The organism is Streptomyces sp. NPDC102402 (genome assembly GCF_044765765.1).
In the GTDB taxonomy this organism is placed as follows: Bacteria; Actinomycetota; Actinomycetes; order Streptomycetales; family Streptomycetaceae; genus Streptomyces.
In genome coordinates, this window is the sequence record NZ_JBIWKR010000002.1 from 877,623 (window position 1) to 892,368 (window position 14,746).

The window sequence follows — 14,746 nt, forward strand, 5'->3', positions numbered from 1 at the left end:
GCAGCAATCACCATAGGTTCTTAACCACGGGAACAGCGACTTCTCTGAAGCCCTGACCCCGTGCTGTACTTATCCGAATACCGCAGGATCGGCCCCGGCCGGTCCCTTGAGACGCCGAGAGGAGGCGATTGTCGTGATCAGCATCATCAACACCATCAAAATGACCGATCCGTCGGTCGTCTCCACCTGCTCTCTCGGCCTCACCCGCTCTTCGGCGCTCTCGCTTCATGGCACCGGTGTGTCCGGCGTTTCCATGGTCAGCCCGCTGTTCCTGGCGAGCCTGCCCGTGCGGGAACGCAATGAGCGACCGACCGAGGCGCCGGCAGCAGCAGTAGTGAAGGGACGGGCCTCGGCCTATGCCTTTGCGGCAGCCGCAGCCGGTGCCGGAGCCAAGAAGCAGCAGACGACGCAGCACCACACGATGTGGGCCTTCCGTGGGCCTGAACCCTGGAGTGATCCAGCCTGATCCCAATCAGGCCGGCGCCTTCAGGGCCGCGGAACCCCACTCGGGATCCGCGGCCCTTTTGTTTTGTCCGAACGGACGAGACGAGTCGAAGGAGCCTCGGGACAGCAGGACCTGGTACCAGCCGCCAACCGGCCAACAGGCCGGCACGACCAGACGAGGACAACGCCACCGTGCAACTCGAGACGCACGCCCCGTCCGTTCCGCCTTCCGACACGATCTCCCCGCCCGGCCTCACGGAGGACTCCACCTTGACCCCCCTCACCACGCTCACCGCGCTCGATGACGCCATCGAGAACCTCGGCGTAGCCGTCCCCTGCCGTTCCTACGACCCGGAGGTCTTCTTCGCGGAGTCGCCGGCCGACGTCGAGTACGCCAAGACCCTCTGCCGGACCTGCCCGCTGGTCGAGGCGTGCCTCGCCGGAGCCAAGGAGCGGCGCGAGCCGTGGGGCGTCTGGGGCGGCGAGCTCTTCGTCCAGGGCGTCGTCGTCGCCCGCAAGCGTCCGCGTGGCCGTCCGCGCAAGAACCCGGTCGCGGCGTGACCCCCGGCCTGGGAGCCATGGCTCCCACACGAACGAAGCGCATCGGCACCATCGACCGTCCCCAGACTCATGACCCCCGGAATCAGGCACCAATGACCACCACCACGCGGGAGCCCGTCGGCTCCGCGACCCCGGACGTCACCATCATCGGCGCGAACGACTCGCGTCAGAACAGGACCCGCGAAATGCAACTCATCCCAGAAGCTCTGGCTCGTGCGCATATGCACGACCGCATGAGGGAGGCGGAGGAGGGGCGTCAGGCAGTCCGCCTGGTGTCCGCCCGGCGGATGCAGCGTCGTGCGGAGCGCGCTTCGATGCGTGCCCGCCGCGCGCTCGCCATGGCCGTCATGCACTGACGGCTCCACCAGCACTACCGCTGCCGGGCAACCGCTCCGCCCCTCAGGCAGCCACCCTCCCCTTCCGCGGGGCCGGCCCGAACAGGCCGGCCCCGCGGTGCGTTGTGGCGCGCGCCGCTCGGCCCGCGGCGTTATCGTCGCGAGGTGGACGAGGAGACTCATCACCCCCGGGAGCCGGCCGACGGACCCGTGAGGTGTGCCCGCTGCGGCACCGCGGCGGAGTCGGACGCCCCACCCGCGACCTGGCTCTGCTCCGTCGAGGACGGCAGGCGCAGGTACGTCTGTGACGCCTGTGCGCGCACGCACATCAGGTCGATCGAGGGGCGACTCGACTCCGCGTGGTGGTGACCGGGGGCCCCAGGGGCGGACCGTCTTCTACACCTCGACCGCCGCACCGTCGTGCGTGCTGCCCTCGTCCGCCTTGGATTCCCGCGCCTGCGCGTCGGACTCCCGCGCCTTGGACTCCTGCGCCTTCGCGTCGGACTCCCGCGCCTGCCCGCCGGATGCCTGCGCGTCGGACCTCTTCGCCTCGGACCCCTCGGCGTCGTGCCCGGCGTCGTGCCCGGCTTCGTGCTCCTCGTGGGCCGGGAGGAACCCGGGCAGCCAGGACTCCAGTTCGTCCCGCAGCCGGACGGTCGCGCCCAGCTGGCACAGCACTCCGATCGTGCTCAGAGTGACGCGGTGTATCAGCAGGTACGACGGAGGTAGATTCAGCTGCTTGCCCAACTGGTGTGCGGGGGAGCGCGGATCGGCGATCCGGGCTGCCTGGCTGCGCAGCCATGAGCGGGTGAAGGTGAACTCGTCCGCCTGCGCCGGCTCGATGATGGGGAGCAGGTACTCGAGCACGGCGTCCGGTTCGAGTTCGATCGACTCCTTCACGAAGCCGGCCTTGCGGAGCATCGCGTAGACGGCGTCGGCGTCCCCGTCCAGAGTCATCCGCAGGGCATCGCCGATGGTCTGCGGCAGACCGCCCGGAAGCCGGTCCACCGTGCCGAAGTCCAGGACTCCCAGGCGCCACAGGCCGGAATCACCGTCGGGCCTGTCGAGTTCGTCGGTTCCGTCGGCGTCTCCGTGGAGCCCGACGGTGTCCCTGACATGACCGGTGTCCCTGACATGACCGGTGTCCCTGACGCGACCGGTGTCCCCGGCAGCCGTGTCGGCCGGGGGGAGCAGGCGGAAGTTGCCCGGATGAGGGTCCGCGTGCAGCAGGCCGGTGCGCGCGGGTCCCGAGAACAGGAAACGCGCCAGGAGCTGGCCCGCCCGGTCCCGCTGTTCCGTCGTGCCGTCGGCGATCACCTCCGACAGAGGTATTCCCTCGATCCACTCCGTCACCAGCACCTGCTCGGACTGATGCACCACTCCCGGGACCACCACGTCCGGATCGTCCTCGAACTCCGCCGCGTGCTCCTGCTGGGCCTGGGCCTCCAGTCCGTAGTCCAGCTCTTCGGACACCCGGTCGCGCAGCTCCGTGATGAGTGGCTTGATGTCCATTCCGGGAACCAGCGGGCCGAGTAGCCTTGCGAAGCGGCTGAGTTGGGTGAGGTCCGCCAGCAAGGCCTCACCGGCACCCGGATACTGCACCTTCACGGCGACATCGCGTCCGTCGTGCCACACCGCACGGTGGACCTGACCGATCGAGGCAGCGGCGGACGGCCGGTCCTCGAATTCGGCGAACAGCTCGCGCCAGTCCTCGCCGAGACGTTCCGCCAGCACCCCGTGGACGGTGCGGGTCGGCATCGGGGGTGCGGCTTCCTGCAGTTTGGTCAGCGCCGCGCGGTAGGGACCCGCGACGTCCTCGGGCAGCGCGGACTCGAATACGGACAGCGCCTGTCCGAGCTTCATCGCGCCGCCCTTCAACTCACCGAGCACCTTGAAGAGCTGATCCGCCGTGCGCTGCTGGACCTCGCGGGCCACCAGTTCGGCGGACTTCCCGCCGATCCGCTTGCCCAGACCCCACGTGGCGCGGCCGGCGAAGCCGAGCGGCAGAGCTGCGAGCTTCGCGGTACGGGTGACCGCCTTCCGGGGAAGATCAGACATGTGCCCCTCCAGTTCCCAGACTGCCGTGCCGCGCGAGTATCCGGCTCCGCTCCGCCTACGGTCACCCGGCCATTGTGTCCTGCGTGGCGCCGGCCGTGGAGGTGAGCTCCGCCTCAGTGTGCCCGGCGGCACGGCAGGCGCAGTCGGGATGGGGCCGCAGCCGCTCCGACCGCCAGTCGAGCAGAGGCATGGCGGCCTCCCACCGCGCGCCCGTGGAGGCGGGGAGCTCCCCGTCGAGAAAGGACAGCGCATGGGACGCGGCCAGACCGGCCACCGCTGTCGCCAGACCCAGGTCGCAGGCCTGCACGCACGTGCGACGTCCGGACCTCCACTGCGCGAGCATCCTCGGCCACTGGGGGTCGGCCTCGGCTCGATGCAGGGAGAGGCAGCCGGCGCAGCCGGTGCCTCCGGGGAGCACCAGCGGTCCGACCACTCCGGTGGCTTCGATCACTCCCGCGTAGAGATGCGGCGTACCCGAAGCGACCCATGGGGCGGCGACATCCGGATCGGGGGCATAGACCGAGAGGCCGTCCCTGGGAGCCGCCACGATCAGGGAAAGCGCGGGTTCGGCGCCCGGCGGAGCCGAGCCCGATCCGCCCGGCCGGGGAGGCCCCCCGGCCGCGGACCTGCGCACGAGCTGCCGGGCCGCCGTGTCCCGGCGCTCACCGACCGACGAGGCCGGGAGCCCGCCCGGGGCCACGTCCCAGGGTTCGACGCGGCCGCCGTCGAGCACTTCCACGTGACCCACTCCCGATCCGGACAGCACGGCTGCGATCGCCGCCCCGACCCTGCCGGCGCCGCGCACCTGGACCCGCATCGCGCGCCGGGCAGCGAGCCTGCGCAGCCCGCCGCCGGGCGCCGGGTGAACGACGGAGAGGGCCGCCGCGTCCGGGCGCTGCCGTTCGAGCGTCTCGGCCCGACGGCGTAAGGCATCCGCTTCCGGACCACCCGCATCCGGATCGTCCAGCAGACCCGCCTCCGTAAGACGGGATACGAGAATGTCCACGTGACGGTCCGACAGGTCCAGAGCTCTGGCCTCCTCGCGGAGCAGGGGAAGTCCGCGCGTTCCGTCGAGCAGTTCCAGAAAGCTGCCGGTCGCGATATCCATCGGCCCCAGCGTCACCGCGTGCGCCGGCGTCACGCCGAATTGCACGGTGTTCCGTCCACGCCAGGCCCGGCGGAGTGCGGGCTTCAGCATCGGATGCATGACTTCTCCCAGGTCGGTGTCGGATCTGTTGCCAGAATGCAACGTGACGGCGGAACGGGCCGAAAGTTATCCACAGGCTGGGGTATTAGTCGTTCAAATGGTGCGGACCGAGAAGTGGATCAACGTTGAACCGTCGAGGAGGCGGGACTTCCCCCGCCGCCAGCGGGTAACGTCGTGTCGTGCCCGCCGACTCGTCTCCCGGTCTCGCCGGGGAGACCCCCGCGCGCAGCGCCGGACGCCGGCAGCGCAGCGCAGCCATCCAGCAGCCCCGCGTATCTGTGTCGAGCGCGGTCGAGGTCCGCAGAAGCGCCCGGCGCAGCAGAACGGTCTCCGCGTACCGGGAGGGCGATCGCACCATCGTGCTCATCCCGGCCCGGATGTCGGAGGCCGAGGAGCAGCGCTGGGTCGGCGTGATGCTCGACAAACTCGCCGCACAGGAGAGCAAGCGCGTCATCGGTGACAGCGAGCTCGCGGACCGGGCCGAGCGGCTCTCCGGCCAGTACCTGGGGGGCCGGGCGCGGCCCGCCTCCGTGCGGTGGGTGACCAATCAGAACACCCGCTGGGGCTCCTGCACTCCGGCCGAGGGCAGCATCCGCCTGTCACACCGGCTGCAGGGCATGCCGGAGTACGTTCTGGACTACGTCCTCCTCCACGAGCTGGCGCACCTGCTGGTTCCCGGTCACGGTCCGCGCTTCTGGCGGCTGCTGGAGACGTACTCCCGAACCGAGCGCGCGCGTGGTTATCTCGAAGGGGTCGTGGCCGCCGACCGGCTTCCGCATCTGCCGGGCGCCCGCGAGGAGTGACCTCGCCGATTCTGTACCGGGTCTGTACCGGCTTGGCTCATTGTCGTGGTTTGCGGTTAGCCTGACGCGACGCATTCACCTTCGGGATGGGGGACGGTCGTTACGCATGGCCAGGGAATTCCAACGCGGCCACAAGGCCAAGATCAGTGATCTCACGTCAGGGACGGATCTGTACGTAGGTGTGCAGATCGCAGGCCCCGGCCTGACGTTCGACATCAGCTGCTTCGGTCTCGACGCCAACGAGCAGCTCTCCGACGACCGGTATTTCATCTTCTTCAATCAGCCGAAATCGCCTGAGGAGTCCATTCAGCTTCTCGGCGCGCAGGCCGGTGACACCGAGTCGTTCCGCGTCACCCTCGACCGCATTCCGGCGAACATCCACAAGCTGTCCTTCACCGCGACGCTCGATGGTGCCGGGCAGATGTCGCAGGTCGGTCCCGGCTATATCCGGATCGTCGCCGGTGGTGAGGAAGTGGTGAAGTACGCCTTCACCGGCTCCGAGTTCACCACCGAACGCGCGGTCATGCTCGGCGACTTCTACCTGAAGGACGTCTGGCGGTTCGCCGCGGTCGGCCAGGGATTCGACGGCGGGCTCGACGCGCTGCTCAAGAACTTCGGCGGCGAAGTCGCCGAGGAGGAGCCCGCCGCGCCGGCCCAGGCCGCCCCCTCGTTCGCACCCCCCGCCCAGTCCTCCGCACCCCCTGCCTTCGGCGCTCCCGTCGCTCCGCAGCCGGCTCCTGCCTTCGGCGCTCCCGCGCAGCAGCAGCAGCCGGTGCATGCCGCGCCGACGCTCGCGGCTCCGCTGTCGCCGCCGCCGCAGGCCCCCGCACCGTACGGGCAGCCGCCCCAGCAGCCGCAGTTCGGACAGGTCCCGGGACAGGGTGCTCCGCCGGTGGCCCCGCCGTTCGGCCAGGCCCCGCCGCCGTTCGGCCAACAGCCCCCGCCGCCGTTCGGCCAACAGCCGCCAGGCGCGCAGCCCGGGATGCCGCAAGGCGTTCCCCAGGGTGTTCCGGCGGGCGGCGCAGGCCTGCAGGCCGCCCTTCAGCCCTACAAGGAGGCGGCCACCGGGCAGCGCTGGACTTCACAGAACCAGCAGCTCATGCGCGTCGACCTCACGATGGGGGGTACGCCGGTGCTGGCCCGTCAGGGCAGCATGGTGATGTACCAGGGCAAGGTCGACTTCGGCTACAAGGGTGCGGGGTTCGCCGGCCGCATGGTCGGCAACGCCACCGGCCAGGAGATGCAGCTGATGCGCTGCACCGGCCGCGGCCAGGTCTTCCTCGCCGAGGAAGGGGCCCATCTGCACCCCATCGAGCTGCAGGGCGACGGCATCTGCGTCTCCGCGGAGAGCGTCCTCGCCTTCGACGAGTCCCTGCAGTACGAGGTCCGCAGGATCGAAGGGCAGGGCATTCCCGGCGGCGCTCTGTTCACCATGCTCTTCCAGGGCACCGGAACCGTCGTCGTCAAGACCCATGGCGTGCCCGTCGTCCTTCCGGTCACCCCGACCACCTTCGCCGACTGCAATGCCGTGGTCGCGTGGTCGGCCGCGTCCCAGGTGATCCTCTCCAGCCAGGTCAGGCTGCGCCGCAACGCCTACCCGGGCCACAGCGGGGAGACCGTCAACCTCCAGTTCCGGGGAGCACCCGGCAACTTCGTCGTCGTCCAGCCCTACGAGGTCTGAGGGAGCCCGTCATGAACCAGCAACTCGCGGGCTTCGCCCCGACCCCCGTCACGGCCCGCATGGAGAACCACGGCCGCACGATGCTCAAGGTCGCCATGGCCACCGGCCAGGACCTCTACGCGCGCACAGGCTCGATGGTGGCCTACGAGGGCTTCATCCAGTACGAACCCAACCCGCCCGCCGTCCGCCAGATCGCCTCCCAGTGGATCACCGGTGAGGGCGCGCCCCTGATGAAGTGCGCCGGCGACGGACTGCTCTACCTCGCCGACTACGGTGCCGATGTGGTCGTCATCAATCTGAACAACGACTCGCTCTCGGTCAACGGCACCAATCTCCTGGCCTTCGACGGCCACCTCACCTGGGGTGTGGAGCGGGTCAAGGGCCTCGCCAAATTCGCCGGCCAGGGCCTGTGGAACGTCATGGTCCAGGGGACGGGATGGGTCGCCATCACCTCGCGCGGCACGCCGATCGTCGTCGACTGCGGCAGGGGCGACGACGAGACGTACGTCGACCCCGACGCACTCGTGGCGTGGTCCCCGAACCTCAAGGTGAAGGGCAAGCGCAGCTTCAAGGCCAGCTCGCTCATCGGCCGCGGCAGTGGAGAGGCTTACCAGATGGCCTTCTCCGGTCAGGGCATCGTCGTCGTCCAGCCGAGCGAGGACAGTACCGACCGCCTGCGCGTCCGGAACTGAGCGGGGGAGGAACACATCATGCAGAGTCCGCTTTTCAGCCACACCGAACAACAGTCCCAGGACCGCTACACCGTGCAGAACCCGCAGCTCCTGCGGGTCGCGCTGACGGGCCATGACGACGTCCTCGCCCGTAAGGGCGCCATGGTCGCGTACCAGGGGCTCATGGAGTTCGACGGTGAGTACCAGTCGCACGGCCAGCGCCGCGCACGCAGGAACACGGGCGAGGGCCTCGACCTGATGCGCTGCTCCGGCCAGGGCACGGTCTACCTCGCGAACCTCGCCCAGTACGTCCACGTGATCGACGTCGACCACGAGGGCATGACGGTCGACAGCGCCTACGTGCTCGCCCTGGACTCCTCGCTGCACACCGAGGTCATCGCGGTGGACAGCCAGTACGGGATCTCCGGCACCGGCAAGTACCAGCTCAACATCTCCGGCAACGGCAAGGTCGCGCTGATGACCTCCGGACAGCCGCTGATGATGCAGGTCACCCCGGAGAAGTACGTCAATGTCGACGCGGACGCGATCGTCGCCTGGTCGAGCGGACTGAGGGTCCAGATGCAGGCCCAGACCCACTCCTCGGGCGTCTTCCGGCGCCGTGGGAACACGGGGGAGGGCTGGGAGCTGAGCTTCCTGGGCCAGGGCTTCGCTCTCGTCCAGCCGAGTGAGGTGCTGCCTCCGCAGAACGCGCAGATCGGCCAGGGCGCCGCGGCCCAGTTCGGTGTGGGCCAGCAGGGTGCGAGGGGCCAGAACCAGAACAACGCCTGGAACTGAGCCTCCGCAGGCCCGCGGAGATCGGCGGCTGAGGGGCGGTTTCCATGGGAAACCGCCCCTCACCTGCTGTCTAGCCGCGATCCAGTCGCGCGCGGGTGCCTTCCAGAAGCAGTACGACCGAGCTGTCCGCCACCCCTGCCACCTCGTCGTAGGGAAACCAGCGCAGATCGAGGGACTCCTCGCTGATCTGCTCCACAGCCCCGGCCGACGCCGTCGCCGCGTACTGCACATCGAGGTGCCAGTGGCAGGGCGACGGGATGGGGTGCCGGTCCAGCCGTACGGGCCCGCCGGGCAGCAGGGTGAGCCCGGCGATCCCCGACTCCTCCGTGGCCTCACGCAGGGCCGCAGCCGTCAGGGAGGTGTCCTGGGGCTCGCAGTGCCCGCCCATCTGCAGCCACATCCGCAGCTTCCTGTGCAGCGTCAGCAGGACCCTGCCGCGCTCAGGATCGATCACCAGCGCGCTGGCGGTCAGATGCCCGGCTCCGCACGCCTTCCACATGCCGTCGGGATGCGCGGCCAGATGGTCCAGATACGTCTTGCGCAGCGCGGCCTGCTGCGCGTCGGCCCCGGCGTAGCCACTGAGTACCGAGACGGCGTCGTCGTGCAGGCTCACTGACCGGTGTCGTCCTTGCCTTCGGTCTTCGGCCCGTCCCCGGGCTCCTCGTCCTCGCTCCTGGCCCGGTCGCCCTCGGCGGGGGGCTTCTGCGTGCCCTTCGCGGCCTCACCGAGCATCTTGTCCAGCTCGGAGAAGTCCAGCTGCTCGTGATGGACGAAGCCGTCGGGGTCGTCCAGGTCGTGGGCCGTCGGCAGCATGTCGGGGTGCTCCCACAGGCCGTCGCGGCCGTCGACACCCCGGGCGTCCGTGAGCGAGGCCCACAGCCGCGAGGCGTCCCGCAGCCGGCGGGGCCGCAGCTGCAGCCCGATGAGCGTGGCGAAGGTCTGCTCGGCGGGACCGCCGGAGGCCCGGCGCCTGCGCATGGTCTCGCGCAGCGCGTCCGCGGAGGTCAGCCGGGACTTCGCGGCCTCGTGGACCACTGCGTCCACCCAGCCCTCGACGAGGGCCAGAGCGGTCTCCAGGCGAGCCAGCGACGCCTTCTGCTCGGGAGTGTCCTCCGGCTGGAACATGCCCTGCTGAAGAGCGTCCTGAAGCTGCTCGGGCTGCGACGGGTCGAACTGGCCGACGACGTCCTCGAGCTTGCTGGTGTCGACCTTGATGCCTCGGGCGTAGGCCTCGACGGCGCCGAAGAGATGCGAGCGCAGCCACGGGACATGTGCGAAGAGCCGCTGGTGGGCCGCCTCGCGCAGCGCCAGGTACAGCCGCACCTCGTCCTGCGGCACGCTCAGGTCCTTGCCGAACCGCTCGACGTTCAGCGGCAGCAGCGCGGCCTTGCCCGCCGGCGCCAGCGGGAGGCCGATGTCGGTCGATCCGACGACCTCGCCGGCGAGCACGCCCACGGCCTGCCCGATCTGCTGGCCGAACATGGCGCCGCCCATCGACCGCATCATGCCGATCAGCGGGCCGGCCATGGCCTGCATCTCCTCGGGCAGGACATCGCCCATGGCCAGGCCGACGCGCTCGGCGACCGGGTCCACCAGCTGCTGCCACGCGGGCAGGGAGGCCTCGACCCACTCGGCGCGGCTCCAGGCCACCGTGGAGACGGAGCCCGACGGCAGCGACGTCACGCCGTCCAGCCAGAGGTCGGCGAGCCGCAGTGCCTCGTCGACGGAGGACCGCTCCGCGGGACCGACGCTCGCGTCCTTGCTGCCGTCCGTGGTGCCCTGCGACACCGTCTGGCGGGCGATCTGCTTGGCCATGTCCCAGTTGACCGGGCCGCCCTCGTAGCTCAGCATCTGGCCGAGCTGCTGGAAGGCCGCACCCAGGTCGTTCGGGTTCATCGAGCCGAACATCGCGGCGAACGGGTTGTCCCCGCCCGCGCCGGGCCCGAAGCCGAACGGGTTCGCCGGCCCGCCCGAGCCCTGCCCACCACCGGTGGGGTCCTTCTTCTTGCCTTCGTCGCCGTCTTCCGGCTCCTCCGGCGGAAGGCCGAATCCGAATGGGGTGTCACTCACGGGTTTCCTCGGCTCGTAGGGCCGCCGGCTCGAACCGACGGCGACTGCCCGACATCACCATCCAGCGTAGACACCAAAGACCGCTTGGGGCCTCAGTGCTCCGCCGGCTCCCGGCCTGCGGCAGGATGGACGCCACCTGGTACGTACGCGTCATTCGGGTACGTACTGAAGACAACCGCTGGAGACGCCCGGTGAGTTCCCCAGATCCGCAGGTTCGCGCAGCGCGAAACCTGGCCGACCCCTCGCCCGAAAGCAAGCCCACGAAAAATCTCTCCCGAAGCCGCGGCCCCGTCGTCGCGGTCACAGGTGCCGCGACCGGCGTCGGTGAGCTGCTCACCGCCCACCTCGCCGCATCGGACGCGATCAAGCAGGTCATCGCCATCGACGAGCGCCGGGGGGACGTCTCCGAGGCGACGTGGCACGTCCTGGACGTACGGGACCCCGCCATCGCCGAGAAGCTGCGCGGCGCGGACGTCGTCGTGCACATGGCGCTCGACCTCGACCTGGAGACCGACCCCGCCGCCCGTACCGCGTACAACGTACGGGGCACGCAGACCGTGCTGACAGCGGCGGCGGCCGTGGGCGTCCACCGGGTCGTGCTGTGCACCTCGGCGATGGTCTACGGAGCTCTGCCCGACAACGACATCCCGCTCTCCGAGGACGCCGAGCTGCGGGCCACCGCGGAGGCCACCGGGGTCGGCGACCTGCTGGAGATCGAGAGACTGGGCCGCCGCGCGCCCCGTGCGCACCCCGGCCTCAACGTCACGGTGGTCCGCCCCACCGTCCTGGTCGGCGGCACGGACACGGCGCTCACCCGGTACTTCGAGTCCCCCCGGCTCCTCGTCGTCGCCGGTTCACGGCCCGCCTGGCAGTTCTGCCATGTGGACGACCTGGTCAGCGCCCTGGAGTACGCCGCGCTCGAGAAGATCGAGGGCGAGTTCGCGGTCGGCTGCGACGGCTGGCTCGAACAGGAGGAGGTGGAGGAGCTCTCCGGGGTGCGGCGCATGGAGCTGCCGTCCGCCGTCGCGCTCGGCGCCGCCGCCAGGCTGCACCGGATCGGTCTCACCCCGTCGCCGGCGGGCGATCTCGCCTACACGATGCACCCCTGGGTGGTCAGTGTGAGCCGGCTCCACGACGCGGGATGGCGCCCCCGGTGGACCAACGAGGAGGTCCTGGCGGCTCTCCTGGAAGAGGTGGAGGGGCGCCACACGGTCGCCGGACGCAGGCTCGGCCGCAAGGACGCCACCGCGGCCGGGGCCGCCGGGGCGACCGTCGCACTGCTCGGCACGGCGGCGCTGGTCCGGCGGGCCCGCAAAGCACGCCGCCGCTTCTAGGCCGGCCGCGGTCCGCCCGGGCCCCGCCTGGTAGGAGGCTCCAAGCGGGCCGGCGCGCCACCGGTCGAAAGCGCTATTCCGTGAAGCCGGTGCCGTGCGGCACGATGGCCTCATGGCACGCACCCACGACCACCCCGGCGAGCAGGCGGCCCAGGACCCCATCAGGCTTCTGGACATCCGTGACACACCGCTCTCCGTCGACGAGATCTTCCGCGCGGTCGGGGACGACGCCGCTGGAGGCATGGCCCTCTTCGTCGGCACGGTGCGCAACCACGACGACGGCCAGGACGTCGGCTCCCTCGGGTACTCCTGCCATCCGACGGCCGGCGACGAGCTCCGCAGGGTGGCCGAGAAGGTGGTGGCGGAGTTCCCGGTGCGGGCACTGGCCGCCGTCCACCGGGTGGGTGAACTGGACGTCGGCGATCTGGCCGTGGTCGTCGCCGTGTCCTGCGCCCATCGGGGTGAGGCCTTCGACGCCTGCCGCAAGCTGATCGACGACCTCAAGCACGAGGTCCCGATCTGGAAGCACCAGCGTTTCTCCGACGGCACGGAGGAGTGGGTCGGCGCCTGCTGAGCGCAAACCGTCCCAGGGGGCATCAGCCCCGATTTGCGTAACCGCACCCCTGCCGTGAGCGTTGGTCCTGCAGGTGGTTAATCTTCTGATCGGCGGTTGCGGTCGCTCATGGGGCAGGGAGGTCGTGATGGCAGCACTCGCTTGGCTGTTGATTCCACTCATAGCCGCGCTCGGCGCGGCGATATGGGGAGGGTGGGCAGCCCGCAACCGAACGACCGGTGACGTCACCGAACTCGCCGGCTACGCCAGGTTCCGTGAAGCGATGGAGAAATCGCACTCCGGTTCCGAGGCCGTCTGAGACTCCGCAGCTGTACGCAGTTGCCAATTCCGTACCGCATCGGCCCCGCGGGCACAGTCCGCGCGGCGAGCGAACCGTCGAGCGCGCTCCGCACGGCGAGCGGGCCGTGACGCCCCTCGCTCCTGCCGGACCCCCCATGCCGTCCGCCCCGTACGGACCGGCCCCGACGGTGCACTGACAGGCCGTTCCCGTACTGTCGTTCCATGCCACGCCGCACCGCGACGATGCTCGCCTCCACCCTCATCCTGATCGCGCTGCTCTGCGCAGGCGTGCTGCTCCGCGTGCCGTATGCCGAGATGTCTCCCGGGCCGACGGTGAACACCCTCGGTGATGCCCGGGGCGAGCCGGTGCTGCACATCAGCGGGCACAAGACGTACCCGACGTCCGGGAACCTCAACATGACGACGGTCCGGGTCACCGGCGCGGACTACGACATGAACATCGTCGAGGCGGTCTACGGCTGGCTGGCCCACGACAGCGTGGTGGTGCCCCACGACACGCTCTACCCGGACGGCAAGACGGAGGAGCAGTCGACGCAGGAGAACGCCGAGGAGTTCAGCCAGTCCCAGGAGAGCGCCAAGGTGGCCGCCCTGGAGGAGCTGAAGATCCCCGTCACCTCCCGTGTGGTCGTCTCCACCGTCGTGAAGGACAGCGCCGCCGAGGGAGAGCTGCACGCGGGCGATGTGATCAAGGCCGTGGACGGTACGGCGGTCGAGCGCCCGGAGGACGTCGCGAAGCTCGTCACGAAGCACGAGCCCGGCGAGGACGTCGTCTTCACCGTCGTCCCCGCCAAGGCCGCGGCGGCCGCCGAGAAGGCGCGCAAGGAGCCCACGGGCTCCCAGGACGTCACCCTCACCACGCGGAAGGCGCCCAAGGACCCCTCGAACCCCTCGGAGGACCGGGCGATCGTCGGGATCCAGGCAGGGACGGACCACACGTTCCCGTTCGAGATCGACATCAAGCTCGCCGACGTCGGCGGCCCGAGCGCCGGCCTCATGTTCTCGCTCGGCATCATCGACAAGCTGACGCCCGGAAAGCTGACGGGCGGCAAGTTCATCGCGGGCACCGGCACCATCGACGACGACGGCAAGGTCGGCCCCATCGGCGGGATCAACATGAAGCTGGTCGGTGCCCGTGACGCGGGCGCCGGTTACTTCCTGACGCCGGACGACAACTGTGCCGCCGCGGCGTCGGACACCCCCGACGGCCTCACCCTGGTGAGGGTGAAGACCCTCGACGACGCCAAGAGGTCCCTGGAGAAGATCCGCGCGGGGGACACGGCCGGCCTGCCGAGCTGCTCGACCGACTGAGGCCGGCCCCCGCGCGAGGGGTCAGGACTCGAAGGTGGCCGCGAGTGCTTCGGCCAGCCCCGGGACCAGCCCCGCACCGGTCAGGACCTCGGTCGGGGAGTCCTTCTCCCGCAGGCGGACGGCGGAGTCCCGCGCCCCGTCCCGCAGCACCGCCACGGTCATACGGACCTCCTGCCGGTCCGGGTGCCCGGACACCCACTTGGTCAGCTGGGCGTCGGTCAGGCCGTCCGGCACGGAGGCCTCCGCGGACGGCGGCAGCATCATCCGCTCCACGGTCATGGCACAGCCGACCACGGCGTCGGGCCAGGCGATCGTGGCGAGGAACTCGTCCAGCGCGGTGCCCGCGGGGAGCTCCTCCTGCTCGACGGGGGTGAGGGTGGCGGCGGTGGATGCGGAGTCGTCGATTCCGAGCTGGGCGGCGAGCCCCGGCTCGTGGGCACGCAGCCGGGCGGTGTCGACGAGGGCGAAGAGCCGGGCCGGCTGGTCCCAGCCGAGTGTGGCGGCGTACGCGTCGATTTCGAGGACGGCGACGGTGAGTGGGCTCGCGGCCATCGGAGGGCCTGAGGGAGAAACGTTGGGCATGCTCGACATCCTGCCTCCTTCTG

17 protein-coding genes are annotated in these 14,746 nt (G+C 70.3%); 12 read left to right on the plus strand and 5 right to left on the minus strand.

Features of this window, described 5'->3' with window-relative positions:
* The first annotated feature begins 133 nt into the window (after positions 1–133).
* The 4 genes from ACIRJR_RS08875 (at position 134) to ACIRJR_RS08890 (ending at position 1,709) form a co-directional block, all read left to right on the plus strand.
* Entirely contained in the window at positions 134–466 is a 333-nt protein-coding gene (locus ACIRJR_RS08875; protein WP_403775955.1) for a hypothetical protein, read from the plus strand.
* A gap of 170 nt (positions 467–636) precedes the next feature.
* Positions 637–1,005 carry a WhiB family transcriptional regulator gene (locus ACIRJR_RS08880; RefSeq protein ID WP_403775958.1) on the plus strand — a complete coding sequence of 123 codons (369 nt, stop codon included), beginning with the start codon at positions 637–639 and terminating at the stop codon, positions 1,003–1,005.
* Between the two features lie 17 nt (positions 1,006–1,022).
* Positions 1,023–1,361, plus strand: a complete 339-nt coding sequence (locus ACIRJR_RS08885) for a hypothetical protein (protein ID WP_403776442.1) — start codon at positions 1,023–1,025, stop codon at positions 1,359–1,361.
* 144 nt (positions 1,362–1,505) lie between these two features.
* The gene (locus tag ACIRJR_RS08890; protein WP_403775961.1) at positions 1,506–1,709 is read left to right on the plus strand and encodes a hypothetical protein; all 204 of its coding nucleotides are present in this window, start codon (positions 1,506–1,508) and stop codon (positions 1,707–1,709) included.
* A gap of 27 nt (positions 1,710–1,736) precedes the next feature.
* Here the strand turns inward: ACIRJR_RS08890 and ACIRJR_RS08895 are convergent, their stop codons facing one another.
* Positions 1,737–3,398, minus strand: a complete 1,662-nt coding sequence (locus ACIRJR_RS08895; RefSeq protein ID WP_403775964.1) for an ABC1 kinase family protein — start codon at positions 3,396–3,398, stop codon at positions 1,737–1,739.
* Positions 3,399–3,459: 61 nt separating this feature from the next.
* A complete protein-coding gene (locus ACIRJR_RS08900; RefSeq protein ID WP_403775967.1) occupies positions 3,460–4,605 on the minus strand; it encodes a ThiF family adenylyltransferase in 1,146 nt (381 codons plus the stop codon).
* Between the two features lie 179 nt (positions 4,606–4,784).
* Here ACIRJR_RS08900 and ACIRJR_RS08905 point away from each other — a divergent pair, with 179 nt between their 5' ends.
* The 4 genes from ACIRJR_RS08905 (at position 4,785) to ACIRJR_RS08920 (ending at position 8,555) form a co-directional block, all read left to right on the plus strand.
* Positions 4,785–5,408, plus strand: a complete 624-nt coding sequence (locus tag ACIRJR_RS08905; protein ID WP_403775970.1) for a M48 family metallopeptidase — start codon at positions 4,785–4,787, stop codon at positions 5,406–5,408.
* A gap of 106 nt (positions 5,409–5,514) precedes the next feature.
* Entirely contained in the window at positions 5,515–7,089 is a 1,575-nt protein-coding gene (locus ACIRJR_RS08910) for a TerD family protein (protein ID WP_403775973.1), read from the plus strand.
* 11 nt (positions 7,090–7,100) lie between these two features.
* Positions 7,101–7,781 carry an AIM24 family protein gene (locus ACIRJR_RS08915; protein ID WP_403775976.1) on the plus strand — a complete coding sequence of 227 codons (681 nt, stop codon included), beginning with the start codon at positions 7,101–7,103 and terminating at the stop codon, positions 7,779–7,781.
* 18 nt (positions 7,782–7,799) lie between these two features.
* Positions 7,800–8,555, plus strand: coding sequence for an AIM24 family protein (locus ACIRJR_RS08920; protein ID WP_403775979.1), 756 nt, complete (start codon positions 7,800–7,802; stop codon positions 8,553–8,555).
* A 70-nt stretch (positions 8,556–8,625) separates the two neighbouring features.
* On the opposite strand, the gene ACIRJR_RS08925 is transcribed toward ACIRJR_RS08920, so the two are convergent.
* Together ACIRJR_RS08925 and ACIRJR_RS08930 are read right to left on the minus strand one after the other, a co-directional pair.
* Complete coding sequence (locus ACIRJR_RS08925) at positions 8,626–9,168, minus strand: NUDIX hydrolase (protein WP_403775982.1); 543 nt, start codon at positions 9,166–9,168, stop codon at positions 8,626–8,628.
* Positions 9,165–10,625: a zinc-dependent metalloprotease gene (locus ACIRJR_RS08930; protein ID WP_403775985.1), complete on the minus strand. Its 1,461-nt coding sequence runs from the start codon at positions 10,623–10,625 to the stop codon at positions 9,165–9,167. Before ACIRJR_RS08930 ends, ACIRJR_RS08925 begins: the two co-directional genes overlap by 4 nt.
* Before the next feature lie 191 nt (positions 10,626–10,816).
* On the opposite strand from ACIRJR_RS08930, the gene ACIRJR_RS08935 reads away from it, so the two are divergent.
* The 4 genes from ACIRJR_RS08935 to ACIRJR_RS08950 all read left to right on the plus strand — a co-directional run bounded on the left by ACIRJR_RS08935 (position 10,817) and on the right by ACIRJR_RS08950 (position 14,141).
* Complete coding sequence (locus ACIRJR_RS08935) at positions 10,817–11,959, plus strand: SDR family oxidoreductase (protein ID WP_403775988.1); 1,143 nt, start codon at positions 10,817–10,819, stop codon at positions 11,957–11,959.
* Positions 11,960–12,071: 112 nt separating this feature from the next.
* On the plus strand, positions 12,072–12,533 hold the full coding sequence (locus ACIRJR_RS08940) for a molybdenum cofactor biosynthesis protein MoaE (RefSeq protein ID WP_403775991.1): 462 nt from the start codon (positions 12,072–12,074) through the stop codon (positions 12,531–12,533).
* Positions 12,534–12,660: 127 nt separating this feature from the next.
* The gene (locus ACIRJR_RS08945) at positions 12,661–12,831 is read left to right on the plus strand and encodes a hypothetical protein (RefSeq protein ID WP_014048224.1); all 171 of its coding nucleotides are present in this window, start codon (positions 12,661–12,663) and stop codon (positions 12,829–12,831) included.
* Between the two features lie 203 nt (positions 12,832–13,034).
* A complete protein-coding gene (locus ACIRJR_RS08950) occupies positions 13,035–14,141 on the plus strand; it encodes a PDZ domain-containing protein (protein ID WP_403775994.1) in 1,107 nt (368 codons plus the stop codon).
* Positions 14,142–14,162: 21 nt separating this feature from the next.
* Here the strand turns inward: ACIRJR_RS08950 and ACIRJR_RS08955 are convergent, their stop codons facing one another.
* On the minus strand, positions 14,163–14,732 hold the full coding sequence (locus tag ACIRJR_RS08955; RefSeq protein WP_403775997.1) for a PPA1309 family protein: 570 nt from the start codon (positions 14,730–14,732) through the stop codon (positions 14,163–14,165).
* Positions 14,733–14,746 lie beyond the last annotated feature (14 nt).